Genomic DNA, 26,524 nt, shown 5'->3' with positions numbered 1-26,524 from the left:
GTTTAAAAGTCCGCTATTATTTTCTCTTTATTAACTTAAGATGAAGCGTTAAGTCTTTATCTTGTTGCTTTAGGAACGGTTCTTGAAACCTTTTCCTTAAATGCTATTGTACATTATGAATAGGACACTTTTACAAAGTTTGATTTTGATATTCGCTTTCGCGAAAGCGTATACCTCACAAGCTCAATTCTCTTCTCATGACCCTTTAATTACCAATGATTCTATTGCCCAAATAAAATGGGTTGATAGTGTTTATAACAGTTTGAATCAACGTGAAAAAGTTGGTCAATTGTTTATGGTTGATCTTTTTTCAAATAAAGGAAAAGCCCATGTTGCTGCGGTTAGAAAATTAGTTGAAGAACAAAAAATAGGAGGAATTATTTTTTCTAAAGGTGGACCTCTTCAACAAGCTCATTTAACAAATGAGCTACAAGCTAAGTCTAAAACACCAATGCTTATTGCAATGGATGCAGAATGGGGCTTGAGTATGCGATTAGACAGTACATATGCATTTCCGTGGAATATGACACTAGGAGCAACACCTAGTACACGTTCTAGCTATGATGTAGGTAGACGTATAGGGCAACATTGCAAGAGATTAGGAGTACATATCAATTTTGCACCTGATGTTGATATTAATACAAATCCAGATAACCCGATTATAGGTAATCGTAGCTTTGGTGAGGATATGTATAATGTGACAGATAAATCACAAGCATTTATGAAAGGTATGCAGAGTACAGGAACTTTGGCCTGTGCTAAGCATTTTCCTGGACATGGAGATACAGATCAAGATAGCCATAAAACATTGCCTACTGTGGATTTCAGTGCAGAGCGTATCGATAGTGTAGAGCTGTATCCATATCGTAAACTTTTTAAAGAAGGAATGGCCAGCGTTATGGTTGCGCATTTAAATATACCTAGTTTAGAACCTAGACCAGGTTACCCAACCAGTATAAGTGAGAAAGTAGTTACAGATTTATTAAAAAATAGAATGGGCTTTAAAGGTCTCATTTTTACAGATGCTTTAAATATGAAAGGAGCGTCTAATTTTAGTGAGCCTGGACAGATAGATTTACAAGCTTTTAAGGCAGGTAATGATGTGCTGCTTATTTCTGAAAATGTCCCTAAGGCAATTGATAAAATTATTGCATCATGGAATAGTGGAGAAATTACTGATGAGCGCATAGAGCATTCAGTTAAAAAGATTTTAAAGGCTAAATATGCATCTGGTTTACACAAATATCGTCCTATAAGTACTTTTAATCTTATTAATGATTTAAATACAGAGAGTGATGACGTAGTGTATGAACGAGCTATTTCTGAAGCGGTAACTGTCTTGCGTAATAAAGATTCCATTTTACCACTAAAAAATCTAGAACTTAAAAAAATTGCATATGTTGAATTAGGTGACGATAGTGGAGCTATTTTTCTTAAGGAATTAAATAAATACTCAAAAGTTACACAAGTAAAAGCAACTCAACTAGATGAGTTACTTAGAAAACTAGAATCCTATAATACAGTTATTGTTGGTTTGCATCGCAGCAATGAAAGCCCTTGGAAAGGTTATCAATTGAAATCCACACAATTGACATGGTTGTATGAAATAGCAAGAACGCATGAAGTTATTTTTGATGCATTTGTTAGACCTTATATGCTTGCACAGCTCAATACCATTGAAAACTTTGAGGGTATCTTAATGAGTTATCAAAACAGTGAATGGAGTCAGAAGGTTAGTGCTCAAATTATCTTTGGAGCTAGACCAGCGGTAGGAAGATTGCCTGTAACCGCAGGTAGCCAGTTTCAAGTAGGTGATGGTGTAGATACACCTTACCTGCGTCGTCTAGCTTATGGCAATACGCCTAGCAGTGTAGGCTTAGATACTTATAAACTTTCTAAGATTGATAGTATTGCAAACCATACCGTTAATAGTTTAGGTGCTCCAGGTATGCAAATATTAGTTGCCCGTCGTGGTAAAGTTGTTTATCAGAAAAATTTTGGATATCATACTTATTCCAAAGAGCTTGCTGTTAAGGATGAAGATGTTTATGATATTGCCTCGTTAACTAAAATTATGGGGACCTTACCACTAGTCATGGAGCTTGAAGAAAATGGTGTTATAGATTTAGAAGATTCAATTGGTACTTTAATTCCTGCGCTATCTACTACAAATAAAAAGGACATTACAATTAAATCTATGCTGTCACATTATGCAAGATTACAGGCATGGATTCCTTTTTATAGATATACTTTAGATAGTATAACATCTAGACCGATGTCACAATATTATAGTAGTTCAAAATCATCAGTTTATAATGTAGAGGTAGCACAGAATTTATTTACAAATAGAATTATACAGGATACTATATTCAATAGAATTGCAAATAGTGAACTGAGAAGCCGTCAGGAGTATAAATATAGTGACCTGCCATACTACTTGCTTAAAAAATATATGGAGGATAGGTCTAAAAAAACTTTACATGAATTAACTACTAATCATTTCTATAAAAGAATGGGAATGAATTCTATGGGTTATTTACCATTACAACGTTTTTCTAAAGATGAAATAGTGCCTACTGAAAATGATATGGCATATCGGGGTCAGTTAATACATGGTTTTGTACATGACCAAGGCGCAGCAATGCAAGGTGGGATAGGTGGTCACGCTGGATTATTCTCTAATGCAAATGATGTTGCAAAAATGATGCAAATGTATTTGCAAAATGGTAGCTATGGAGATGTTACTTATTTTAAACCAGAAACAATATCTAAATTTAATACCTGCTATTACTGTGATCAAGAAGTGAGACGTGGTGTAGGGTTTGATAAACCACAATTAGATGAAGTAGGTCCTACCTGTGGTTGTGTTAGTATGACTAGCTTTGGTCATAGTGGTTTTACAGGAGCCTATACTTGGGCAGATCCAGACTCGGAAATAGTATATGTGTTTCTGTCAAATCGTATTTTCCCTAGTGCAGAGAATAGATTTCTTCTATCTGAGAATATAAGAACTAATATCCAGCAAATCATTTATGATGCAATAATTGATTAGTTTTAGTAACCAATTATAAAATAAATTTTAATGAAAATTGCAATAGTATGTTATCCTACCTATGGTGGTAGTGGAGTAGTGGCAACCATGTTAGGGACTGCTCTTGCTCAACGAGGACATGAGATTCATTTTGTGACTTATAAACAACCAGTAAGACTAGAACTACTTGCAAAAAATATTTTCTTTCATGAAGTTAATGTAGAAGAATATCCATTATTCCATTATCAACCATACGATCTTGCTTTATCTAGTAAACTCGTTAATGTCGTGCAAGAATATGATATAGAGTTATTACACGTGCATTATGCCATTCCACATGCATATGCCGGTTACATGGCGCAACAAATGTTGAAGGATTTAGGTATAAAATTGCCTATGGTGACTACCTTGCATGGAACAGATATTACATTGGTAGGTAACCATCCTGTTTATAAACCTAGTGTAACCTTTAGTATCAACAACAGTGATGTGGTCACGTCAGTTTCTGACAGTCTTAAAAGAGATACTTTAGATTTATTTGACATAACAAAGCATATTGATGTAGTACCTAACTTCATTGATATGTCTAATTATAAAACAGAGTTTACAGATTGCGACCGAACAGTGATGGCTTTTCCAGAAGAGCGTATTATAACTCATGTAAGTAATATGAGACCTGTAAAACGTATCATGGATGTGGTGAAGATCTTTGAGAAGATTCAAGAAAAAATTCCTGCTATTTTAATTATGGTAGGAGATGGACCAGAACGATTTGAAGCAGAGGAATATGCCAAATCTAAGAAGTTGCAATTGCAAATTAAATGGGTAGGAAATAGTACTGAGATAGATCGTATTTTATGTTTTACAGATTTATTTTTACTGCCTTCTGAGAAAGAAAGTTTTGGGCTAGCGGCTCTAGAAGCAATGGCAAATAAAACTCCTGTTATATCATCAAACACAGGTGGTTTACCAGAGGTTAACGAAGATGGAGTCACAGGTTTTACGAGCAATGTAGGTGATATTGATGAAATGGCACTAAAGGCTATTCATATTTTAGAAGATGATGCGAGACTATTAAAATTTAAAAACAACGCTTTCGCGAAAGCAAAAGAATTTGACATTCAGTTAATAATACCACAATATGAAAAATTATATAAAAACGTTCTCTCTGCTGTTTCTAGCAATAAGTAGTTTAACTTTAACTACAGGCTGTGGAGGCAAAAAAATAGATACACCAGAAAAAACATTTGGGCTTACTTCTTACTACGATGTAATGCTAGAAGGCAACAATAGTAATCATGAAAATCAAGAGGCTATTATAGTAGTATCTGAAGAAGCCATGCAAGAGATGATGGCGCAAATCAATAGTACTCGCAAACCAGGTTTAAAAATACCTAGCGTTAATTTTAAAAAAGAGGCCTTAATCTTTGCTTATGGAGGTCAGAAATCGACAGGTGGATTCTCTGTCGAAGTTACTGAGGTGCGCAATGAGAAGAGTTTATTACATTTTAACTTTGAGCTCATTAAAGCAGATGGTGACATGGCCACTATGAGTATAACAACACCGTTCAAGATTATAAAGGTGGAACGTGATGATAAAAAAATAACGGCTTCTTTTTAAGAAGCCGTTATCGGTTATTGTTATTTAGATATTTCTTAGAACTGATATCTCAAACCTAATGCGATGTCTAGATCATTACCATCTCTAAAGTCTCCAAAATAAAATTCTGGCCTTACATCGAGCGATATCAATAAAGGAATATCAAAATTGTATTCTATCCCAACTTGCGCTGCTCCAAAAAGAAATGTTTCAGAATCATCGTCAAAATTACCTCTTCCTGGAAAATCGTCATCTAGACTTACTGTTCCTAAACCACCACCAGCACCTGCGTACCAGTTAAAGCCACCTTCAATATTCCAAATCCACTGGTATAAACCTGTTGCTTTAAATCCGTCAAAGTTGTCTCCATCTTCATAACCTAGGTCGATTTCAAGTCTATTGTTATCACTTAAGGCTCTTTGGTAAGATATTTCAGTACCAAAACCATCACCATCACCAGCTCTTATACCTATTGCGTTTTCAGATACTGTTTGAGCATTTGTCATAAATGCTGTGCTAAATGCAATTCCTAGAATCAAAAGTGTTTTTTTCATAATTATTTATTTTGATTCAAATTTACAATGGTTGCTTTGTTGAATGTTTTATATTTTGTTAATTATTGTGAGAATACCTTAAAATTTTAAGATTACCCTTCGAATTCAAAATCATCACCATCACCACCACCATTACTACGACTGTTTTTCTTCTTTTGATTAAATCTATATACAAAACTTAAGTTCACTTGTCTTTCTCTCCATTGAAACTCGCTATCGGTTATAAAATCGTCGGTTATTGTAGTGCTTTGTCTCTTACGACTATTAAATAAATCGCTAACGTTTAAGGATATAGTCGCGTCATCACCCATGATATCTTTACTAGCTGCAAGATTCATAGTGAAAATTCCGTCATTAGTACTTTGTGCGTTCTCTGATGCGCCTCGATAATTTAATCTAGTTTGTAAATCGATACCAGAAGGGATACTAAATTTTTGATTTAATCTAGCAAAGTAGGAAGTATTCTCATTATCAAAATTAGTCCCGTTAAAATCACCATCTGTAGTTGCATGGAATAAATTGAAGTCAGTATTTATAGTCCACCATTTAAAAGGTCTATAGGTAAGTGTTAGTTCATACCCTATACGTTCTTGCGTAGATAGGTTTACTGGTGTACGTCTGATGATAGGGTCTCCATTATCTGTTATCTCACCTGTATCTTCTTGTATGAATTCCCAGTTATCATCACTACGGTTGTAATATATAGAAGTGCTTAAGGTTACTTTTTTCCATCTTCTTAAATATCCTAAATCTAAAGAGTTTGTAAAAGTAGGATCTAAATCTACATTACCTTGAAACACATTAGATTCACTAGATCTACTAGGGAAAGGGTTTAAGAAACGACCACGTGGTCTTCTTACACGTCTATTGTATCCTAAAGTAATATTTTCACCATCTTGGATTTCATAACCTAAGTTAAGAGTAGGGAAGAGGCTGCTATAATCTTTCTTCTCTTCAGTATCAACTGTTTCTTGTCTTATGGTTACATTGGTTTGCTCAAACCTTAAACCAGCAAGGAATGAGAATTTACCATATTCTTTACCGTATTGACCATAAACAGCATTTACTAATTCTTCATAATCAAAGGTGTTATTAAGACCAGCATCTGGCACAAGAGGACCAGTAGGGAAAGTTAATTGTTCTTCTAAGTAAAAGGAGTTACTAATATCGCGGTAATTTCCTCTATAACCAGCCTCAAATTGAGTATCTTCTCCTATAGGTAATACATAGTCAAATTGTGCCGTGGCATTTTGCTCATCTTCCTCACTTAATGTTCTCTCCACATCATTAATCGTATTTGTGGTTGTTTCAGTTTCTAAGATATTTGCATTTTGATCTTCCACTGACGTTGAGTATTGAATACTAGCTGTAATCTTCTGACCATTATCATCAAGATCATTTTTGTAATCTAATGAATACTGTATTCGCGTATCATCTTCTGATTCTGCTTCAGTACGAGAGGTAGCTTCATTTAGGTTACCATTTGCGTCTAAACGGTCAATAATGTTAGTGTTTAAATCATCGTCATTACCTAAACGATAAACAATGTTTGCTACAATACTAGATTGATCATTAATAAAATACTCTGCACCTAAACTGGTAAAAAAGTTTCGACCTAATCGATCAAATACGCGCTCTTCATTCACAAAACTGTTTTGAGCTGTAGGTGATAAATATTCTGTGCTTGTGGTACTATTACCTGGTGTTTCTCTGTATCTAAAACCTGTATTTGTAAATAAGTTCCATTTCTCACTACGTAAGTTACCATTAAATGATAATCCTAACTGTGGATTATAACCGGTGTCTAATTGCATAGAACCATTAAAGCCTAAAAGCTTGTTTTTTCTAAGTATAATATTCAATATACCTGCTGTACCTTCTGCATCATAACGTGCGCTTGGAGAAGTAATTACCTCTATCTTTTCAATTGCGTCAGATGGAATTTGTCTTAAAGCTTCGGCTCCATTAAAACCAACGAGCGCACTAGGTCTTCCGTCGATTAAAATAGTTACATTGTCATTTCCTCTTAAGGCTACATTACCTTCTACGTCTACAGATACTGATGGTACATTGTCTAATACGTCACTGGCGCTACCACCGCGTACAGTTAAATCTTTACCTATATTATATATTTTTTTATCTAATCGTATATCAACAGTCGTTTTCTCTGCAATAACAATTGCTGCATCTAATTCTGCAACATCAATTTCAAGTTCTATTGTACCATAATCCTTATCGGCAGTTAGAACTTCTGCTTTTTTAATTAAGGTCTTAAATGTGATGTATTCCCACTTCACATCATAAGTTCCAGGAGTTACTTGAATATTGTATTTTCCATCGATGTCAGTTATTCCACCTTGAGGAGTTGATCCTGGTTCAGTGCTTAGTAAGGATACGGTTGCAAATTCCAGAGGGCTTTTAGTAGACTGATCTACTAGAGTACCAGAAATGGTTATCATACCATCGGAATCTGGTTTTTGTGCTATCGCAAGAATAGGAAGGATTAAAATTGCGAGAAATAAGTATTGTAGTTTCATTGTAGTTAATTTAGTTTCTACTAGGACTACAAATCTATCAGACGGTTTAAGCCGTCATTACTAAAGTTAAGTTAACTTAATGTTGGTTTTTTTCTCAAATTTAAATTGACAATTGACACTTAACTACCATGTGACTAGGCTTATAACTCATCGGACGGTTTTTCTTGACCACTTTCCATTAAGAAGGCTTTAAGAAACGCATCGATATCACCGTTCATAACGGCATCAACATTACCGGTTTCGTGACCAGTTCTCACATCCTTAACTAACTTATAAGGATGCATTACATAATTACGTATTTGCGAGCCCCATTCTATCTTCATCTTTCCAGATTCTATCTCATCTCTCGCGGCATTACGTTTTTGTAGCTCAATTTCAAAAAGTTGAGATTTCAACATTTGCATTGCTTTTTCACGATTTTCTAATTGAGATCTGGTTTCAGAATTATGAATAACGATACCAGATGGATGGTGCGTCAGTATTGCTTTAGTCTCTACTTTGTTAACGTTTTGTCCACCAGCACCACTTGATCTTGCAAAATCCCATTTAATATCTGCTGGATTAATATCTATTTCTATAGTATCATCTGCAAGAGGATAAACGTAAACAGAGGCAAATGAAGTGTGACGTTTTGCATTAGAATCAAATGGAGATATACGTACTAATCGATGTACACCGTTTTCTCCTTTTAACCACCCAAAACTATAATCGCCCTCAATTTCTAAGGTTACCGTTTTAATACCGGCTACATCACCAGCTTGAAAATTGAGCTCTTTTACTTTATAATTATTTTTTTGCGCCCACATCATGTACATTCTCATCAACATCTCTGCCCAGTCGCAGGATTCTGTTCCACCAGCACCAGCAGTTATTTGTAAAACAGCACTCATGTCATCACCTTCATTAGAAAGCATATTTTTAAACTCTAACTTTTCTGTGATGTCAATCGCGGCATTATATTTAACCATGACTTCTTCTTCAGTAGCGTCACCTTCTTTAAAGAACTCATAAAGAACTTCTGCATCTTCGGCTAGAGTTGTGGCAGTGTCATAATCTGTAGTCCATTGTTTCTTATTACGCAATTCTTTCATGATCAGTTCTGCGGCCTTTGCGTCATTCCAGAAGTCAGGAGAAAAAGTCTTCTCTTCAAGATTAGTAATCTCGATTTCCTTAGCATCTATTTGTAAATAATCTTTTAAAGCGATAACACGTTCTTGTAACGTTTTGAGCTGATCTGTTGTGATCATATATGGACTATGTTTAATTACAAAAATAGGATTATTATCTGTCTTCTCAGCTATAGCAATAGGTCTATAATATATGAGAACTTACTAGGATGATATGTATGGCAGTTGTTATTTTTATCTCGCTTTCGCGGAAGCGTAATTAATACAGACATGAAAATAGATTTAAGGAGTGATACAGTAACAAAACCTACTGCTGCCATGATGCAGGCTATAATTAATGCTAATGTGGGCGATGACGTTTATAAGGAAGATCCAACAGTGAACCTGCTAGAGCAACGTATTGCAGAAATGTTTGGTATGGAAACAGCTTTATACTTTCCTACAGGTAGTATGGCAAATCAGGCAGCTATAAAGCTACATACGCAACCTGGTGAGCAATTGATATGTGATAAGTATGCTCATGTTTATAATTATGAAGGTGGTGGTGTTTCATTTAATAGCGGTGTTTCTTGTAAATTGGTTGATGGTCATCGCGGTATGATTACCGCCCAACAGGTAGAGGATCATATTAATCCGCCAGATTTTTATCATAGTCCTTTAACGACATTAGTATGTTTAGAAAACACTACAAATAAAGGTGGAGGCGCTTGTTATTCCCTAGATACTTTTAGAGAGATAAAAGCAGTAACAGATAAACATCAACTGGGACTACATCTAGATGGTGCACGTTTATGGAATGCACTGGTTGCCACCAATCAAGATCCTAAGTCGTATGGTGAGATCTTTGACACGATATCTGTATGCTTATCTAAAGGAATGGGAGCACCTATGGGGACTGTTTTAATAGGGAAAAATGAAATAATGAAAAATGCCATAAGAGTACGTAAGGTTCTAGGTGGTGGAATGAGACAAGTAGGGTTTATGGCAGCAGCAGGATTACATGCATTAGATCATCATTTCCCACTATTAAAAGAAGATCATAATAGGGCAAAGCAGCTAGCGATTGCTTTATCTGAAATGAGTGCTGTTATCAAGGTGGAACCTGTAGAAACCAACATTGTTATTTTTAATGTGAATAATGAAGATGCCTTTACAAAATACCTTGATAAGCATCAAATTATTTATAGTGATATGGGGCATGGAAAATTAAGATTAGTTACCCATTATGATTACACTGCAGAAATGCATGAACAAATGTTGGCTGTTTTAAGAAAATTTTAATATATTTATAGTTGTAGAGTCCTGTTTTTATGTAGTTGGTCGATGATAGTGGTCATTTTAACAAACTGTTGTCATTTAGTAGAGAAAATATTCTAGTAAAACTTCTTATTGACTGACCTTTGCAACTCAAATTAATTATTAAAACAAATTAACACCTCAAAAATGAAAAGACTAATACTTTCTTTAGTAGCTGTAGCTACTGCGACTGTAGGTTTTGCACAAGACTTACCTTCTAATCCAGAGCCAGGAAAATGTTACGTTCGTTGTACTACACCAGATGTGTATGAAAATGAAACTGTATCCATACAATCTACACCTTCTTATAAGAAGTTAAGTGTTGTACCTGCAACTTATGAAACTGTAACTGAAAGAGTTCTTGTAAAAGAAGCTTCTAAGCAATTACGTGTTATACCTGCAACTTATAAGACTGAAACTCGTACTTATGTAAAGAAACAAGCAGGATCTACTATTACTATTTCTCCAGCTTCTTTTGGTAAGTCTACTGAAACTATTGAAATTAAGCCAGCTTATGCACAATGGGAAATGAGTTCTGTACCACCAGCAGAGTGTACTTCTTCTAACCCAGATGACTGTCGTTACTGGTGTTATAAAGGTTACCCAGCTGAGTATACTACAGTTTCTGTAACTACTCTTGCAAATGATGCTAGCTTTAACAGAGTACCTGTAGCTGAGCAATCAGGTACTTATACTGTACGTGTAGTTGATCAACCAGCTCGTGTTGAAGAAATCGCTATCCCAGAAGAATATGCTAACATTACTCGTACAATCCTTAAGTCTGATGCTGCTACTACAGAGTCTGTAGTTCCTTCAACTCAACAAACTATTACTCGTGAGAAGTTAGTTTCTAAAGGTGGTCTTACTGTATGGTCTGAGGTTGATTGTGCTCTTGTTGAAGAGAACAACCTTCAAATCAACTGGGCAACTGGAAGTTCTACATTAACTTCAGCTGATAAAGCCGAGATCGATGCAAAGTTACTTTCTGTTCTTAACAACACTCCAGGTTCTAAAGTAGAAGTTGCTTCACATACAGATTCTAGAGGTTCTAAGACTTCTAACCAAGCTTTATCTGAAAGACGTGCACAGTCTGTTGCTAACTACTTAATCTCTAAAGGTATCAACAACTCTCGTATCGTTGCAAATGGTTATGGTGAAAACCGTCTTAAAAACCGTTGTGCTGATGGAGTTTCTTGTACTGAGCGTGAGCACAAAGCAAACCGTCGTACTACATTCCGTTTAATCAACAACTAATCATTGATTAGTAGTCGATAGACTATCAAGTATAAAAAAATCCCGTCTAGTTTACTAGACGGGATTTTTGCTTTTACAATGTTTTATAATTTCGCGGCGATGTTACATCGTTTATATTGTAATTAATATTATTTAAACATGTCCATACCAGGTATATTAGGCATTCCGTCCTTTGCAACCGCTGCTACTTCATTTTCATAAATGTCTTCTGCTTTATTTAAAGCTTTATTAAGTACTAAAATCAGATAATCTTCTAACTGTTCTTTATCTTCTAATAACGCATCATCAATATGAATACTTTTAATGATACGACTTGCTGTAACGGTTACATTTAGTAAATCATCAGATGATTTTTCATCGACAAGAACGGTATCCATTCTTTTCTTTGTCTCTTCAACTTTTTGCTGGGTTTCTTTAAGTTTCCCCATCATACCCATCATATCTCCAAACATAATTTATAAGTTTTAATTGTTTGCAACAAAATTATAACATCCGTTAAACCTCACCTAAATAAGAGGTCTGTTTTATATATTGCAACGTTTTTTAATAAGCACGAATGAAAGAGCATCAAGCACCGATTGCAAAGAAAATACCTCACGTACACGAGGCTCATGGACATCAACGAATCGATAATTACCACTGGATGACACAACGAGATGCTCCAGAAGTAATTAATTATCTTAATCAAGAGAACGATTATTATGAAAAGATGACAGCTCATACTAAACAGTTGAAGGTTGATCTATTTGAAGAAATTAAAAGTCGCATTAATGAGGATGATGAATCAGTTCCTTATTTCTGGAATGGTTACTGGTATTACACTAAAATGAAAAAAGGAGAAAGTTATCCTTTTTACTATCGTAAAAAAGAATCTCTTTCTAATAAAGAAGAGCTGCTTTTTAATGTAAACGAGATGGCAATCGGTCATGAGTTTTTTCAATTAACTGGTATGAGTGTATCGCCAGATAATAAAATGGTTTCTTACGGAGTAGATACTGTAGGAAGACGTCAATACACCATTTATATTAAAGACCTGCAAACTCATAAAGTTATGCCTCAGGCATTAGAGTTAACTACCGGTGGTGCTGTTTGGGATGCAAATAATAACACACTATTTTTTGTTAGAAAAGATGAACAAACTCTAAGAGCAAATCAGATTTTTAAATATAAATTGGGTGCTCATCCAGATACAGCCACTATTGTCTATCAAGAGGATGATGAGATTTACAATTGTTATGTATATAAATCAAAGTCTAGAGAATACATCATGATTAAATCATCATCAACATTAACTGATGAAGTAAGATTTATAAAAGCAAATCAACCTGATAGTGAATTTAAAGTAGTGCAACCTCGTACAGACCAAATTGAATATAGTGTACTACATTACGGTGATCATTTTTATATAATGACTAATAAAGATGATGCGACCAACTTTAAAATAATGAAGACTGAAGTTACTAAACCTGAAATGGAGAATTGGGTAGATGTAATTCCTCATCAGTCAGATGTACTTCTAGAAGATTTTGAAATTTTTAAAAAATACCTTGTAATATCTGATCGTTTTAATGGTCTCAATAGAATCCGTATTAAATCCTGGGATGATACCGTAGATTACTTTCTGCCTTTTGATAATGAAACTTATACCGCATTCACTGGCGGTAATTATGATTTTGATACTGTAAAATTAAGATATCAATATAATTCATTAACCACGCCACCTTCTGTTATTGAATTTGACATGGATAATAGGGAAGAAGAAGCACTTAAAATTCAAAAGGTACAAGACCCTAAGTTTACACCTGATGATTACACATCAGAACGAGTTTGGGCAACGGCCGCCGATGGTGTTAAAGTTCCGATAAGCCTTGTCTATAAAAAAAGTCTAAAGAGGAGTTCTGGTAACCCTTTACTATTATATGGTTATGGTAGTTATGGATCGACAATAGATCCTTACTTTTCAATCTCTAGATTAAGTTTATTAGATCGTGGTTTTATATATGCTATTGCACACATACGTGGAAGTGAGTATTTAGGTAGGCCATGGTATGAAGACGGTAAAATGTTTGCAAAACGCAATACTTTTACTGATTTTATTGCGTGTAGTGAACACCTTATTAATAACAACTACACATCGCCATCACATTTATACGCAAGTGGTGGTTCTGCTGGTGGTTTATTAATGGGTGCCATTATGAATATGGCTCCACAATTATATAACGGTATTCTAAGCGCTGTTCCATTTGTAGATGTGGTCACAACGATGCTCGATGACTCCATTCCATTAACTACTGGAGAATATGATGAATGGGGAAATCCCAACCATAAAGATAGCTATGAATACATGTTGAGTTACTCACCATATGATCAAGTGGCTAAACATGATTACCCTAACGTACTTATCACAACCGGTTATCACGATTCACAAGTTCAGTATTGGGAACCTGCAAAATGGGTTGCAAGGTTAAGAGAACTTAAAACAGATAACAATTTATTGTTATTTAAAACAGACATGACTAGCGGTCATAGCGGTGCTTCTGGAAGATATGATGCTTTAAAAGAGGTGGCGATAGACTATGCATTTTTGCTAGATTTAGAACAAATAGAAAGCTAGCAAAATTTTATGTAAATTTGCCAAGTTTTTGGAATGTTCTGAACGTTCAAAAAATTAAACCCTATTTATGAATAAAGACATAAAAGCTTACGATAGTGTGCTAGATCTTATAGGTGATACTCCACTTATTAAACTATCAACTACAACAGCTCATTATACTGGAGAATTTTTTGCAAAAGTAGAAGCATTCAATCCAGGTCACTCCTCAAAGGATCGAATAGCTCTTCATATCATTGAAGAAGCAGAACGTAAAGGAATATTAAAACCAGGCGATACTATAATTGAAACTACCTCTGGTAATACAGGTTTTAGTATAGCCATGGTAAGTCGCATTAAAGGATATGATTGTATTCTTGCTGTAAGTTCTAAATCAAGTGCAGATAAAATTGACATGCTCAAATCAATGGGAGCAAAAGTTTATGTATGTCCTGCACATGTTAGTGCAGATGATCCTCGCAGTTATTACGAGGTCGCTAAGCGTCTACATGAAGAGATTAAAAATAGCATATACATCAATCAATATTTCAATGAACTCAATATAGAAGCTCATTATAGAAGTACAGGACCTGAAATCTGGGAACAAACTGGCGGACAGATTACGCACCTAGTAGCCTGTAGTGGTACTGGTGGTACGATATCTGGTACCGCACGTTTTCTTAAAGAGCAAAACCCTGATATCGAGATTTTAGGAGTTGATGCTTACGGTAGTGTTCTTAAAAAATATCACGAAACTAAAGAATTTGACTCAGAAGAGATTTATCCATATCGTATAGAAGGTCTAGGTAAAAATTTAATTCCTACCGCAACAGATTTTGACAGCATCGATTACTTTGTAAAAGTTAAAGATGAAGATGCAGCACATATGGCTCGTAAAATATCTCAAACCGAAGGCCTTTTTGTTGGGTATACTAGTGGTGCAGCAATGCAGGCAGTAAAACTTCTCAATGACGAAGGGCGATTTGATGAGAACTCTAAAGTAGTCATCATTTTTCCTGATCATGGCTCACGTTACATGAGTAAAATTTATAATGATCAGTGGATGCAGGATCAAGGCTTTTTTGACTCTAAATCGACGGCTACAGAGCAGCATATAGAGTACATTAAGTAATCTTAATATTTTTTTCACATAACATAAGCCACTGTCTTTTAATAAGATAGTGGCTTTTTTTTATGCTTTCGCGAAAGCGTAAAAACTAACACATGTTAACTATCTATTTATCAACAGTTTATTGTTATAAACTTATTTCCTATGCATGCATAATGAATGGTCAATTTGCGTTTAGAATTGTATCTTTGCATGTTTAAAATATTCTTATGAAGGATTTATTTGATAAAATATACAAGGATAAAGGACCATTGGGTAAATGGGCTTCTGTGGCCGAAGGTTATTTTGTGTTTCCAAAGCTAGAAGGTCCGATTGCAAATCGTATGCAGTTTAAAGGTAGAGAAGTAATTACCTGGAGTGTGAATGATTACCTAGGGTTAGCAAATCATCCTGAAGTACGTAAAGTAGATGCAGAGGCTGGTGCTCAATTTGGTAGTGCTTATCCTATGGGTGCTCGTATGATGAGTGGTCATACAGATTTACATGAACAATTACAAAATGAGCTGGCTGCATTTGTACAAAAAGAAGCAGCTTATTTATTGAACTTTGGTTACCAAGGTATGGTGTCTACGGTAGATGCATTAGTATCTAAAGATGATGTTATTGTATATGATGTGGATGCTCATGCTTGTATCATAGATGGTGTTAGATTACACCATGGTAAGCGTTTTACCTATAAGCACAATGATATTGAAAGTATAGAAAAGAATTTACAACGTGCTACTAAAATTGCAGAACAAACTGGTGGTGGAATTCTTGTGATTTCTGAAGGTGTATTCGGTATGCGAGGTGAGCAAGGTCGCTTAAAAGAAATTGTTGCCCTTAAGAAAAAGTATAATTTCCGTTTATTTGTTGACGATGCACATGGTTTTGGTACCTTAGGTAAAACTGGTGCTGGAGCAGGAGAAGAGCAAGGAGTACAAGATGAAATTGATGTTTATTTTGCAACTTTTGCAAAGTCTCTAGCGAGTACGGGTGCTTTTATAGCAGCAGACAAAGAAATCATTGATTACTTAAAGTATAATTTAAGATCTCAGATGTTTGCAAAATCATTACAATCACAATTGGTTGTAGGTGCTTTAAAGCGTCTAGATATGTTACGTACCATGCCAGAACTTAAAGAAAAGTTATGGGTAAATGTTAACGCACTACAAAACGGATTAAAAGAAAGAGGTTTTGACATAGGGACAACACAATCTTGTGTGACTCCAGTTTATCTTAAAGGTAGTATTCCAGAGGCTATGGCACTGGTTAAGGATTTAAGGGAAAACTTTGGTGTTTTCTGTTCCATAGTGGTGTATCCTGTAATACCTAAAGGATTGATCTTATTAAGACTGATACCTACGGCATCGCATACGTTAGAAGATGTTAATGAAACACTAGATGCATTCTCTGCTATACGTGATCGATTAGAAGGTGGTATTTATAAAAGGTTAAGTGCTTCAGTAGCTGCTGCATTTGAATAAATAGATAATTTTACGCTTGCGCGAAAAAATGTTATAAAAAAAGCTCTAGGAAACTAGAGCTTTTTTTGTTGTTTAAAATGACATTACTTTGATATACATTTTTAATTCATGAATATCAGAAAGGTTAATAAATAATCTTAAACTGCAAAATTTTTAAGATGTGATTCAACTTACTACTCTTTATACAACACAGCTTTCTGCATCACAGAAAGCGGATAGTTTTTCACAATGGCACTTTCTTCATTACCTGTCATAGACGTATCTTGAACACGAGCCATGGTAATCATAAACTCCATATAATCATCGTGAAATACTTCTGTACAGTTTAATAGGTTGCCCATTACCTCATAGGTGCTGAACAAAGTTTGATCTGCATATGCCGTTTCTAAAACAATTCCATTATTCTCATCAACTAGGTATAGATTAGGATTATGTGTCTTTTTTAAATTATAAGCTCTTTCAGATCGCTCTTCACCATAGAAGATTTTATATTGATAGTTCAAACTGTCAGTCGTTTCTAATAAGTGAAACTCCATAGGTATGGATTCCTTACCTCTACTAGTGGTAATGTTGAGTTTACCTTTATAAGCACCTAGAAAATCTTGCGGAAATATTTTGTCGGTAGATAGTATGTTTTTATTGGCGGTTAATTGCGATTCTACATTATCGTTATAGACAGTGGTGCTAGATTCTTGCGCCTCTTTACAGCCAACGCTAGAAATTAAAAGTAGTAAAAGGAGTAGTTGTTTCATACCATAAAAATAGGTATAAATGAGGAAATCCCGAGTTGTCGCAATGACTTCTCAGGATTTCCTACTAACCAACCAAAAAACTTTATGAATGTAAATTACTCTAATAATTACCTTCATCTATTAATATTCAAATTGCGTGCCAAACTATTATGCATGCATAATTAATTTATATGCTGACAAATCTATAAAAGAAGAATTCTCAAGAGCATAATGCACCTTGAGAATTCTCACTAACCAACCAAAAACTTTATGAAAGAAACTACTCTTACATTTTCTCTTTCAATTATAACAATTCAATTTGTGTGCCATAAATGGTAAAACTGAATTTACATTTCATAATATGTTAGTCTATGACGAGAGCGGTACCTTACAGTATATATAAGAATTTGAGTAGGTGAGATAAATTACATAATAAACTATTATCCATTACATCATCTTGCTAAAACTTGATATTAGATGTTGGATATCTGATATTGTATAATAATAAAAATTACAGCCATTTTTTCCATTTAAAGAAAGTAAGAAGCACTATAAAGATACCACCGCTCATAATCCAGAAATACTGATAACCGTCCTCCCAACTTAATTCTGGTATATGTTCAAAATTCATCCCATAAATACCAGCTAGAAATGTCAGAGGTATAAAAATAGAAGACATGATGGTTAACACCTGCATGATTTGGTTCATCTTATGGCTTACACTAGATAAATACATGTCTTTAAGTCCAGTATTGATTTCCCTATAGGATTCTATTGTCTCTGTGATTTGTATACAATGATCATAAGCATCATGAAAATAAGTCACGATTTTAGGGTCTATTAAATGACTTTGTTCTTTTAACAATTTACTAATCGATTCTCTTAAAGGATATATAGCACGTCTTAAGGCTAGTAACAATCGTTTATTGCGTTGTACCTTATTAAGAGACTCTTTATCAGGTTCTTCAAAAATTTCGTCTTCTAGGTCATTTAAATATTCACCTATTTGTTCTACAGCAATAAAATAGTGGTCAATTATACTATCAATTAATGCATAAAAGAGATAATCATTTTTGCTGGACCTTATTCTACCACGGCTAGTTTCTATACGTTCCCTAATGTTTTCAAATACATCACCCGTTTTTTCTTGAAAGGTGATTACCGCATTATTTTTTAGAACAATAGATACTTGTTCTTCATTAAGTTCATGCTGCTCAGCATCGTAAGATATCATTTTAATACATTGATAGATACAGTTGTCAAAAAATTCGGTCTTAGGACGTTGAGTCGTATTTGCAATGTCTTCTACTAGTAAATGATGTAGGTCAAAGTCTTTCCCTAACTGTTCTAGTAGTTCAATATCGTGCACACCTTCTATATTAAACCAGTTAACCTGTTCACTTTCGTCACTTACTAGATGAATGTTCTCGTACTTTTTATAAAAAGTTTCATCATAACATATGGTTTCAGTAGCTACATTTCCCTCTCTTTCTAGTCCTACATAGGATATAGTACCAGGTGGTTGAAATACAGAGTTTCTAGATTTGGGTGTAGCTTTACGTTTACGTCTGCGCGCCATAGTTAATGCAATGATGAATAGTAAACTTACTAAAAGTTAATGGGATTATATGATTTAATAATCATGTTTAGAACTATATAAATATTATAGATACGCTTTCGCGAAATCGTATCTATAACATCACATAAACTTTCAAAAGTTAAGCGATTTTTTCTGCAATATGCGGTGCCGTAATGCTCTTTTTAATTTTTGCAACTTCTTCTGGAGTACCCGTTGCCGTTAAATAACCACCATTCATACCACCATCTGGACCTAAATCAATAACATAATCGGCACATTTTACTAAATCCATATTATGTTCTATAACAATAACAGAATGTCCTTTCTCAATCAGTGCATTAAAACTATCAAGGAGCTTGTTTACATCGTGAAAATGCAGACCTGTTGTAGGTTCATCAAATATAAATAGTGTTTTATCTGCTGTTGTTCCTTTTACTAAAAAGCTAGCCAGTTTAATACGTTGTGCCTCGCCACCAGATAGGGTAGAAGAGCTTTGTCCCAAGGTGACATATCCTAATCCTACATCTTGTAAAGGCTTTAATTTTCTGATGATTTTAGAAATTTCAGCTTCTTCAAAAAAGCTGATCGCATCATCAATAGTCATATTTAAAAGATCATCGATATTCTTATCTTTAAACTGAACCTCTAGAACGTCTTTTTTAAATCTTTTACCATTACAAGTCTCACAGGTTAAGGTCACGTCTGCCATAAACTGCATCTCAATAGTAACTTCGCCATCACCTTTACAGGTTTCACATCTTCCTCCTTCAACATTGAAAGAGAAGTGTTTAGGTTTATAGTTTCTTATTTTAGCAACTTTTTGATCTGCATATAGGTTACGGATGTCATCATATGCTTTTATATAAGTTACAGGATTAGATCTTGAGCTGCGTCCGATAGGGTTTTGATCAACAAATTCGACCGTTTTTATGTTTTCAAATTTCCCGTCTATACTGGTGAATTGTCCCGCTTTTTTACCGTAGCCACCTAGTTTTTTGAGAATTGCTGGATATAAAATTTGTTTAACGAGTGTACTTTTTCCACTACCAGAAACTCCAGTAATCATAGTTAGTACACCTAAAGGGAAACGAACATCAATATTTTTAAGATTGTTTTGTCTCGCACCTTTAATGTCTATATAATGTTTGAACTTTCTTCTTTTCTTAGGTAATGGTATTTCTAGATTACCATTTAAATAGCGCGCTGTGAGACTAGATGATTTTAAAATTTCTTTTAAAGTTCCTGCTGCAACTACCTCACCGCCATGAGTACCAGCCTCTGGACCTATATCTATAATCATGTCGGCTGCCTGCATGATTTCCTCATCATGTTCCACAACGATAACTGTGTTACCCAAATCACGCAAATTTTTAAGAACTTTAATTAATCTCGCAGTATCTCTAGGATGCAATCCTATGCTGGGTTCATCTAGTATATACATACTACCGACTAAACTACTACCTAAAGAGGTAGCGAGATTGATACGTTGCGACTCTCCGCCAGATAATGAATTAGACTTTCTGTTAAGTGTAAGATAATTTAATCCAACATCTGATAAGAAATTGAGTCTACTTTGAATTTCTGCAAGTAGTCTTTTTGCTATATCTAGTTCGTTTTGAGATAATTCAACTTTTTCAAAGAATTCCTTAAGGTCTTTAATAGGTTGATTTACTAAATCTGATATAGAAACACCTGCAACTTTTACATAACTGGCTTCTACACGCAATCTTTTTCCTTTACAAACGCTACACTTCGTTTTTCCTCTATAACGAGAAAGCATAACGCGGTTTTGAATTTTATATGCTTTTGCTTCAAGTTCTGCAAAGAAGTCATTGATACCTTCAAAATGCTTATTTCCTGACCATACAAGATCCTTTTGTGCGTCTGATAATTCAAACCAAGGTCTATGAATAGGGAAGTCAAATTTACTTGCGTTTTTAATAAGTTGGTCTTTATACCAGCTCATATTATCACCACGCCATGGGAAAACAGCGTTTTCATAGATAGAAAGAGCTGTGTTAGGAATTACTAACTCTTCATCAATACCTATTACATCTCCATAACCTTCACAGTTAGGGCAGGCACCATATGGATTATTGAAACTAAACAAATGAGGATTAGGCTCTAAGAATTCCATGCCGTCCAACTCAAACTTATTACTGAACTCTCGGTGAGTGCTGCCGTCCATATGTTCTATCATACAAACTCCTTTGCCTTCAAAGAAAGCCGTGTCAATGGCATCTGCAAGTCGATTAAAAAAATCTTCATCATCTCGTTTAATGATACGATCTATAACAATAGAGACTTTATCTGACTTTTTAAAAGAATATTCTAATCCTTCAATACGTTCTACGGTATCATTAATTTTAATACGTGTGAAACCTTGTTGTAGTAAAACGTCCAGTTGATCCTTTACCTCACGTTTACCTTTTACTATGAGTCTAGTAAGCAGTAAAAGTTTAGTTCCTTCATCTTGTGTTTTTACATAATTAACGATGTCTGTAACGGTATCCTTTTTCACTTCATTACCTGAAATAGGTGAATAGGTGCGACCTACACGAGCAAAAAATAGTTTTAAGTAATCATAAATTTCTGTAGTCGTTCCTACTGTACTACGCGGATTTGTAGAATTTACTTTTTGTTCAATAGCGATTGCAGGAGCAATCCCTTTGATATACTCAACCTTAGGTTTATTGAGACGACCTAAGAATTGTCTAGCATAAGAAGAAAGACTTTCTACGTATCGTCGTTGACCTTCTGCATAAAGAGTATCAAATGCTAGTGAGGATTTACCACTACCAGATAATCCTGTAATGACAACTAGCTTATTACGTGGTATTACAGCGTTTAAGTCTTTTAAGTTATGAAGTCCAGCTCCTTTAATAAGTATATTGTCTTTAGGGCTAAGCTCGTCAATGTTTGCAAATAAGGTATCGTGCGTCATATGCACAAAGATAAAACGCTCAACGACCAATAAAAACAATGTATTTCATATAATATGTTAAATTGTTGGGTAGTATTTTGTTGGTTTGGAACAAATGTTGTTATATTTAACCCGTTACTAATTCTAAACAGACTGCGTATAGCTATATAATTACTTTAAATCAGAGATCTTGAACCTTAATTAAGGTCTTAAAGTTTGTTATAGTTATGAAGTTAGAAAACACTACCACAGATGCGGTTCTAGTAACCCAGTACCTTAAAGGTGATGAAAGCGGCCTTGAGGTGCTTATCACAAGACACAAGCAAAGAATTTACAGTTTTATCTATTCCAAAGTATTGGATCGCGATGTGACGGAAGATATTTTTCAAGATACCTTCATAAAAGTAATTCGTACTTTAAAAAGAGGTAAGTATAATGAAGAAGGTAAGTTTCTTCCATGGGTCATGCGTATCGCCCATAACCTAGTTATAGATCATTTCCGTAGAAATAAGCGTATGCCTAAGTTTTCTTCTAGTAATAGCGACTTTGACATTTTTGACGTGATTAGTAATGGTCAAGAAAGTACAGAGAATGAGATGATATCTTTACAGGTGCAGCAGGACGTTAAGAAACTTATTGAAGAATTACCTGATGATCAAAAAGAGGTCTTGATCATGCGCATGTATAAGGACATGTCATTTAAAGAAATAGCAGAATGTACTGATGTAAGTATTAATACCGCGTTAGGTAGAATGCGTTATGCATTAATCAACTTGCGCAAAGTGATTGATAAACACAATATCATATTAACAAATTAAAGGCTTGATTTTATAATAAAGTTTAAAATGCCTCGTTTATATTGAAAATAAACGCAACACATGGCAAAACTTTACAATGAATCAATTCCTGAAAGAGTGACTCCACTAGGACCAAAAGATGACACGGTGAAATTCCTGCTCAACTTCTCAAAAGCATTGAGTGTTATGAAGATAAAGAACATGACGTTTGAGACACTTAACAATTAATTTTTGTTTTCAGCTATAAAAACCCATTGAAACTTTAAGGTTTTAATGGGTTTTTTGATTTAAATGAAGAAATTTTAACATGTGGAGAAATTTAGGTCATAACCGATATTATGAAATTATAACCTATACGTTTCTTCTGATAAGTTCTGTTTAGCGTCTACTTTTTCAACTTCTTATAGTATTCATCTAACACCGTTTTTCTTCCCACAGTTTTAGTAATGATATCCTTTTCTAGATCCCAACCACGCGCAGGACTGTATTCACGACCGTACCAAATAATCTGAAGATGTAAATCATTCCATTTTTCTTCTGGGAAAAGGCGTTTTGCATCTTTCTCTGTTTGAACCACGTTTTTACCGTTGGTCAGATTCCAGCGGTACATTAATCTGTGAATGTGAGTGTCCACGGGAAATGCTGGTATGCCAAAGGCTTGTGACAACACCACCGCAGCGGTTTTATGTCCTACAGCTGGCATAGCTTCAAGTTCTTCATAAGTCTGTGGCACTTTACCATCATGCAAATCAATAATCATGTGTGACAGTCCATGAATTCCTTTTGCTTTCATAGGCGATAAGCCTACAGGTTTTATGATTTCTCTGATTTCATCTATTGACATTCTAATCATGTCATATGGATTATCGGCACGTTCAAAAAGTAAAGGTGTAATTTGATTAACGCGCACGTCCGTACTTTGAGCACTCATTAAAACGGCAATCAATAAAGTATAAGGATCTTTATGATCTAGAGGTATTGGAATTTGTGGGTAAAATTCTTCCAATTTATTTATGATAAAATTGACCTTTTCCTCTTTATTCATTTTTTAAATTTATGCTTTCAACAAAAATACAACTATGACGACATTAAAAGCAGGAGATAAAGCTCCAGATTTTTCAGTACTTAATCAAGATGGTAATACCGTTTCATTATCTGATTTCCAAGGTAAAAAGTTAGTGTTGTTCTTTTATCCTAAAGCGAGTACACCTGGTTGTACTGCCGAAGCTTGTAATCTGAGAGATAATGTATTACGCTTTCGCGAAAGCGGATATGAAATCCTAGGTGCCAGTGCAGATAGTCCTAAAAGGCAATTGAATTTTAAAAATAAATATGAACTTCCTTATGACCTTCTAGCAGATGAGGACCATTCCTTATTGAATGCTTTTCAAGTTTGGGGTCCTAAAAAGTTTATGGGTAAAGAATATGACGGAATTCATAGAACCACATTTGTGATTGATGAAAATGGTATTATTGAAGATGTTATTACTAAGGTGAAAACCAAAGATCACGCAGCTCAAATTCTGTAGTTGAGTAGATTTACAACTTCATAAAAAAAGACCGCTATTAAAGCGGTCTTTTTTATTATTATAATCATATGGTTTGTTATGATGTACCTAATAAATCTACGGTATTACATCCAAATAGATTTTGCTCATCAATAAGGTCAGCAATTCCAGGAGGTAACATTTCTCTCCATCCTTCTTCACCATCTGCAATCATGCGCAATACTTCTCTAGAGAATATATGCATGACTTCTTTATTATAGTCTTCTATATCAATAACGCGACCGTTATATTTAAAGAACTTATAAAGCTCTTTCATACGTGGATGAACTTTTATGTTATCGCTGGTCGTTAATTCACCAGTTTCTGCATCAATCATTGGGTATAGATAGACTCTTAAGTCTTTAAAGAATAATTTACCAAAGGCTTCTAATATCCCACCACTTAAATGTGTATAGTATTTTGTGTCAAAAATATCTACTAGATTGTTGACACCCATAACTAGTCCGATACGCTCTTTGGTATAGTTATTAAAGTACTCAACAAGTCTATAATATTCTTTAAAATTAGATATCATAACTGTCTGCCCTAGAGAACACAATAGTTCTGCACGGTGCATGAAATCTTCTTCATCAATTTCTCCTTGAGCCTTTAGATTAGAAAGTGTTATCTCAAAGATCGTCTCGAGCTTATCTTCTTTAACTTTACCAGACTTTATGAACATGGCCTTTGCAGTTTCATACATATCCATGTTCACTTTTGTAACTGGTCTAAAGCTACCTCTTAATGCTAGGACATTCTTCTTATATAGAATGCGTGCGCTTAATATATTTTTACCGTCTGGACCGAACATGACAGCCTCAGTCATGTCATTACGTAATAACTGTAGGGACATCAGGCGATTGTCCACTTGTTTAAAACGTGGTCCATCAAAGTTGATCATATCTATTTCAATCTTATCCTTATCGATATGATCATATAGATATTTCAATAATTTTTTAGGTTGATCATGTTTATAGAAAGCACCATAAATTAGATTAACACCTAATATTCCTAAAGTAATTTGCTGCAATCGAGCATCAGTTTCTTTAAAACGAACATGTAAAATAATTTCAGAGTATTCTTCTAAAGGAGCTGCTTGAAATTTAATTCCTACCCAACCATGACCTTTATACTTTTTTGCAAAATCAATAGTAGCTACGGTATTTGCATAAGTAAAAAACATCTTTTCTGGATGTTTATCACGTGCAATACGTTCTTCAATAAGGTTAGATTCGTGTTGAAGCATGCGTTTAAGACGTGCCTCAGTCACATAACGGCCATCATCTTGCACGCCATAAACAGCATCAGAGAAGTCTTTGTCATAGGCACTCATGGCTTTGGCAATAGTTCCAGATGCACCACCAGCCCTGAAAAAATGACGTACCGTTTCTTGTCCAGCACCTATCTCAGCAAATGTTCCGTAAATATTACGATTCAAATTGATTCTAAGCGACTTGTTTTTTATTGATGGAACTGATTCAAAATCATTATCTCCAGGTAAGGTAACTCCCATTATGGTGTTGTTATATCGTTTACACAAAGGTAGCAAACCACAACGTAGAACAAAAAAATATAGCTATTTTTAACCTAAAATAGTTCAAGTGAAAATCACAATTTTAGGAACAGGAACTTCACAAGGAATTCCTGTCATAGGAAGTGACCATCCCGTTTGTAAAAGTACTGACTCTAAAGATAAAAGATTGCGAGTAAGTGCTATGATAGAATATAAAGACAAAAGACTCGTAATTGATTGTGGACCAGATTTTAGACAGCAAATGTTGCGACATGATGTAAGCCATTTAGATGGCGTTCTTTTTACACATGAGCATGCAGATCATACCGCCGGACTCGATGATTTAAGACCCTTCTTTTTTAGACAAGGAGAGATTAATTGTCATATGACATCTCGTGTCCACAAAGCGTTGCAGGAACGTTTCAGTTATATGTTTGCTACCGTTAATAAATATCCAGGTGTGGCAGACCTAACGGTTCACGAATTTGAGAATGATTCTTTTATGGCCTCTGGCATTAAAATCATACCAGTACTAGCAGATCATGGATTTATACCTGTACACGGTTTTAGGATCGAGGATTTTGCTTATATGACAGACGTGAAAACCATTAGTACTAGCGAAAAGCAAAAACTGAAAAATCTAGATGTGCTAGTACTTAATATGTTGCGAGAACAAGAGCATCATACACATCTTAATTTAGAAGAAGCTCTAGAATTAGTAAGGGAATTACAACCACAGCGTACTTACTTTACACACATCAGCCATCATCTAGGATTCCATGAAGAAGTAGAGAAAAACTTACCAGAAGGAGTCTATTTAGCCTATGATAATTTAGAAATCAATTTATAA

General features: G+C 34.7%; 21 protein-coding genes. 12 read left to right on the top strand and 9 right to left on the bottom strand.

Features of this window, described 5'->3' with window-relative positions; all coding sequences use genetic code 11:
* Window positions 1–115 precede the first annotated feature (115 nt).
* The 3 genes from ACJJVI_RS11200 to ACJJVI_RS11190 are packed head-to-tail and all read left to right on the top strand — an operon-like array spanning window position 116 to window position 4,652.
* The gene (locus ACJJVI_RS11200; protein ID WP_405351972.1) at window positions 116–3,052 is read left to right on the top strand and encodes a glycoside hydrolase family 3 N-terminal domain-containing protein; all 2,937 of its coding nucleotides are present in this window, start codon (window positions 116–118) and stop codon (window positions 3,050–3,052) included.
* A 30-nt stretch (window positions 3,053–3,082) separates the two neighbouring features.
* Window positions 3,083–4,222, top strand: coding sequence for an N-acetyl-alpha-D-glucosaminyl L-malate synthase BshA (bshA, locus tag ACJJVI_RS11195; RefSeq protein WP_042271610.1), 1,140 nt, complete (start codon window positions 3,083–3,085; stop codon window positions 4,220–4,222).
* Window positions 4,173–4,652: a protease complex subunit PrcB family protein gene (locus ACJJVI_RS11190; protein WP_405351969.1), complete on the top strand. Its 480-nt coding sequence runs from the start codon at window positions 4,173–4,175 to the stop codon at window positions 4,650–4,652. The genes bshA and ACJJVI_RS11190 overlap by 50 nt, the downstream gene beginning before the upstream one ends.
* A 35-nt stretch (window positions 4,653–4,687) precedes the next feature.
* Here ACJJVI_RS11190 and ACJJVI_RS11185 read toward each other — a convergent pair whose 3' ends face one another.
* The 3 genes from ACJJVI_RS11185 to prfB all read right to left on the bottom strand — a co-directional run bounded on the left by ACJJVI_RS11185 (window position 4,688) and on the right by prfB (window position 8,969).
* On the bottom strand, window positions 4,688–5,185 hold the full coding sequence (locus tag ACJJVI_RS11185) for a hypothetical protein (protein WP_036579044.1): 498 nt from the start codon (window positions 5,183–5,185) through the stop codon (window positions 4,688–4,690).
* A gap of 92 nt (window positions 5,186–5,277) precedes the next feature.
* Window positions 5,278–7,722 (bottom strand): outer membrane beta-barrel family protein, encoded by a 2,445-nt coding sequence (locus tag ACJJVI_RS11180; protein WP_193741962.1) that lies wholly within the window; start codon window positions 7,720–7,722, stop codon window positions 5,278–5,280.
* A gap of 140 nt (window positions 7,723–7,862) precedes the next feature.
* A complete protein-coding gene (gene prfB / locus ACJJVI_RS11175) occupies window positions 7,863–8,969 on the bottom strand; it encodes a peptide chain release factor 2 (protein WP_036579050.1) in 1,107 nt (368 codons plus the stop codon).
* Window positions 8,970–9,119: 150 nt separating this feature from the next.
* Between prfB and ACJJVI_RS11170 the strand changes: the two genes are divergently transcribed.
* Both ACJJVI_RS11170 and ACJJVI_RS11165 read left to right on the top strand, forming a co-directional pair.
* Complete coding sequence (locus ACJJVI_RS11170) at window positions 9,120–10,130, top strand: threonine aldolase family protein (protein WP_405351966.1); 1,011 nt, start codon at window positions 9,120–9,122, stop codon at window positions 10,128–10,130.
* 162 nt (window positions 10,131–10,292) lie between these two features.
* Window positions 10,293–11,399 carry an OmpA family protein gene (locus ACJJVI_RS11165; RefSeq protein ID WP_042249056.1) on the top strand — a complete coding sequence of 369 codons (1,107 nt, stop codon included), beginning with the start codon at window positions 10,293–10,295 and terminating at the stop codon, window positions 11,397–11,399.
* Between the two features lie 128 nt (window positions 11,400–11,527).
* On the opposite strand, the gene ACJJVI_RS11160 is transcribed toward ACJJVI_RS11165, so the two are convergent.
* Entirely contained in the window at window positions 11,528–11,851 is a 324-nt protein-coding gene (locus ACJJVI_RS11160; protein WP_405351964.1) for a YbaB/EbfC family nucleoid-associated protein, read from the bottom strand.
* Between the two features lie 104 nt (window positions 11,852–11,955).
* Here ACJJVI_RS11160 and ACJJVI_RS11155 point away from each other — a divergent pair, with 104 nt between their 5' ends.
* From ACJJVI_RS11155 to ACJJVI_RS11145, 3 genes are all read left to right on the top strand, one after another.
* Window positions 11,956–14,013, top strand: coding sequence for a S9 family peptidase (locus tag ACJJVI_RS11155; protein WP_405351962.1), 2,058 nt, complete (start codon window positions 11,956–11,958; stop codon window positions 14,011–14,013).
* A 67-nt stretch (window positions 14,014–14,080) separates the two neighbouring features.
* Window positions 14,081–15,121, top strand: a complete 1,041-nt coding sequence (locus tag ACJJVI_RS11150; protein WP_042249059.1) for a PLP-dependent cysteine synthase family protein — start codon at window positions 14,081–14,083, stop codon at window positions 15,119–15,121.
* Between the two features lie 206 nt (window positions 15,122–15,327).
* Window positions 15,328–16,584: an aminotransferase class I/II-fold pyridoxal phosphate-dependent enzyme gene (locus ACJJVI_RS11145; protein WP_036579059.1), complete on the top strand. Its 1,257-nt coding sequence runs from the start codon at window positions 15,328–15,330 to the stop codon at window positions 16,582–16,584.
* Window positions 16,585–16,757: 173 nt separating this feature from the next.
* Here ACJJVI_RS11145 and ACJJVI_RS11140 read toward each other — a convergent pair whose 3' ends face one another.
* The 3 genes from ACJJVI_RS11140 to uvrA form a co-directional block, all read right to left on the bottom strand.
* A complete protein-coding gene (locus ACJJVI_RS11140) occupies window positions 16,758–17,336 on the bottom strand; it encodes a hypothetical protein (RefSeq protein ID WP_042271618.1) in 579 nt (192 codons plus the stop codon).
* Between the two features lie 490 nt (window positions 17,337–17,826).
* Window positions 17,827–18,894 (bottom strand): magnesium/cobalt transporter CorA, encoded by a 1,068-nt coding sequence (gene corA, locus ACJJVI_RS11135; protein WP_348021073.1) that lies wholly within the window; start codon window positions 18,892–18,894, stop codon window positions 17,827–17,829.
* A 139-nt stretch (window positions 18,895–19,033) separates the two neighbouring features.
* Complete coding sequence (uvrA, locus tag ACJJVI_RS11130) at window positions 19,034–21,838, bottom strand: excinuclease ABC subunit UvrA (RefSeq protein ID WP_405351958.1); 2,805 nt, start codon at window positions 21,836–21,838, stop codon at window positions 19,034–19,036.
* Window positions 21,839–22,044: 206 nt separating this feature from the next.
* Here uvrA and ACJJVI_RS11125 point away from each other — a divergent pair, with 206 nt between their 5' ends.
* Window positions 22,045–22,635, top strand: coding sequence for an RNA polymerase sigma factor (locus tag ACJJVI_RS11125; protein WP_036579066.1), 591 nt, complete (start codon window positions 22,045–22,047; stop codon window positions 22,633–22,635).
* A 60-nt stretch (window positions 22,636–22,695) separates the two neighbouring features.
* On the top strand, window positions 22,696–22,842 hold the full coding sequence (locus ACJJVI_RS11120; RefSeq protein WP_170062963.1) for a hypothetical protein: 147 nt from the start codon (window positions 22,696–22,698) through the stop codon (window positions 22,840–22,842).
* Between the two features lie 157 nt (window positions 22,843–22,999).
* Here ACJJVI_RS11120 and nth read toward each other — a convergent pair whose 3' ends face one another.
* Complete coding sequence (gene nth / locus ACJJVI_RS11115; protein WP_036579069.1) at window positions 23,000–23,659, bottom strand: endonuclease III; 660 nt, start codon at window positions 23,657–23,659, stop codon at window positions 23,000–23,002.
* Window positions 23,660–23,693: 34 nt separating this feature from the next.
* Here nth and bcp point away from each other — a divergent pair, with 34 nt between their 5' ends.
* On the top strand, window positions 23,694–24,143 hold the full coding sequence (gene bcp / locus ACJJVI_RS11110) for a thioredoxin-dependent thiol peroxidase (protein ID WP_036579071.1): 450 nt from the start codon (window positions 23,694–23,696) through the stop codon (window positions 24,141–24,143).
* A gap of 76 nt (window positions 24,144–24,219) precedes the next feature.
* Here bcp and ACJJVI_RS11105 read toward each other — a convergent pair whose 3' ends face one another.
* Window positions 24,220–25,674 carry a TonB-dependent receptor gene (locus ACJJVI_RS11105; protein WP_317291347.1) on the bottom strand — a complete coding sequence of 485 codons (1,455 nt, stop codon included), beginning with the start codon at window positions 25,672–25,674 and terminating at the stop codon, window positions 24,220–24,222.
* Between the two features lie 88 nt (window positions 25,675–25,762).
* On the opposite strand from ACJJVI_RS11105, the gene ACJJVI_RS11100 reads away from it, so the two are divergent.
* Window positions 25,763–26,524, top strand: a complete 762-nt coding sequence (locus ACJJVI_RS11100) for an MBL fold metallo-hydrolase (RefSeq protein ID WP_317291348.1) — start codon at window positions 25,763–25,765, stop codon at window positions 26,522–26,524.

The sequence above is a fragment of the Nonlabens sp. Asnod3-H03 genome, from assembly GCF_045063665.1.
GTDB lineage: Bacteria > Bacteroidota > Bacteroidia > Flavobacteriales > Flavobacteriaceae > Nonlabens > Nonlabens ulvanivorans.
The sequence above is the reverse complement of the archived record's forward strand: the minus strand, read 5'-3'. Positions and strand labels throughout refer to the sequence as shown.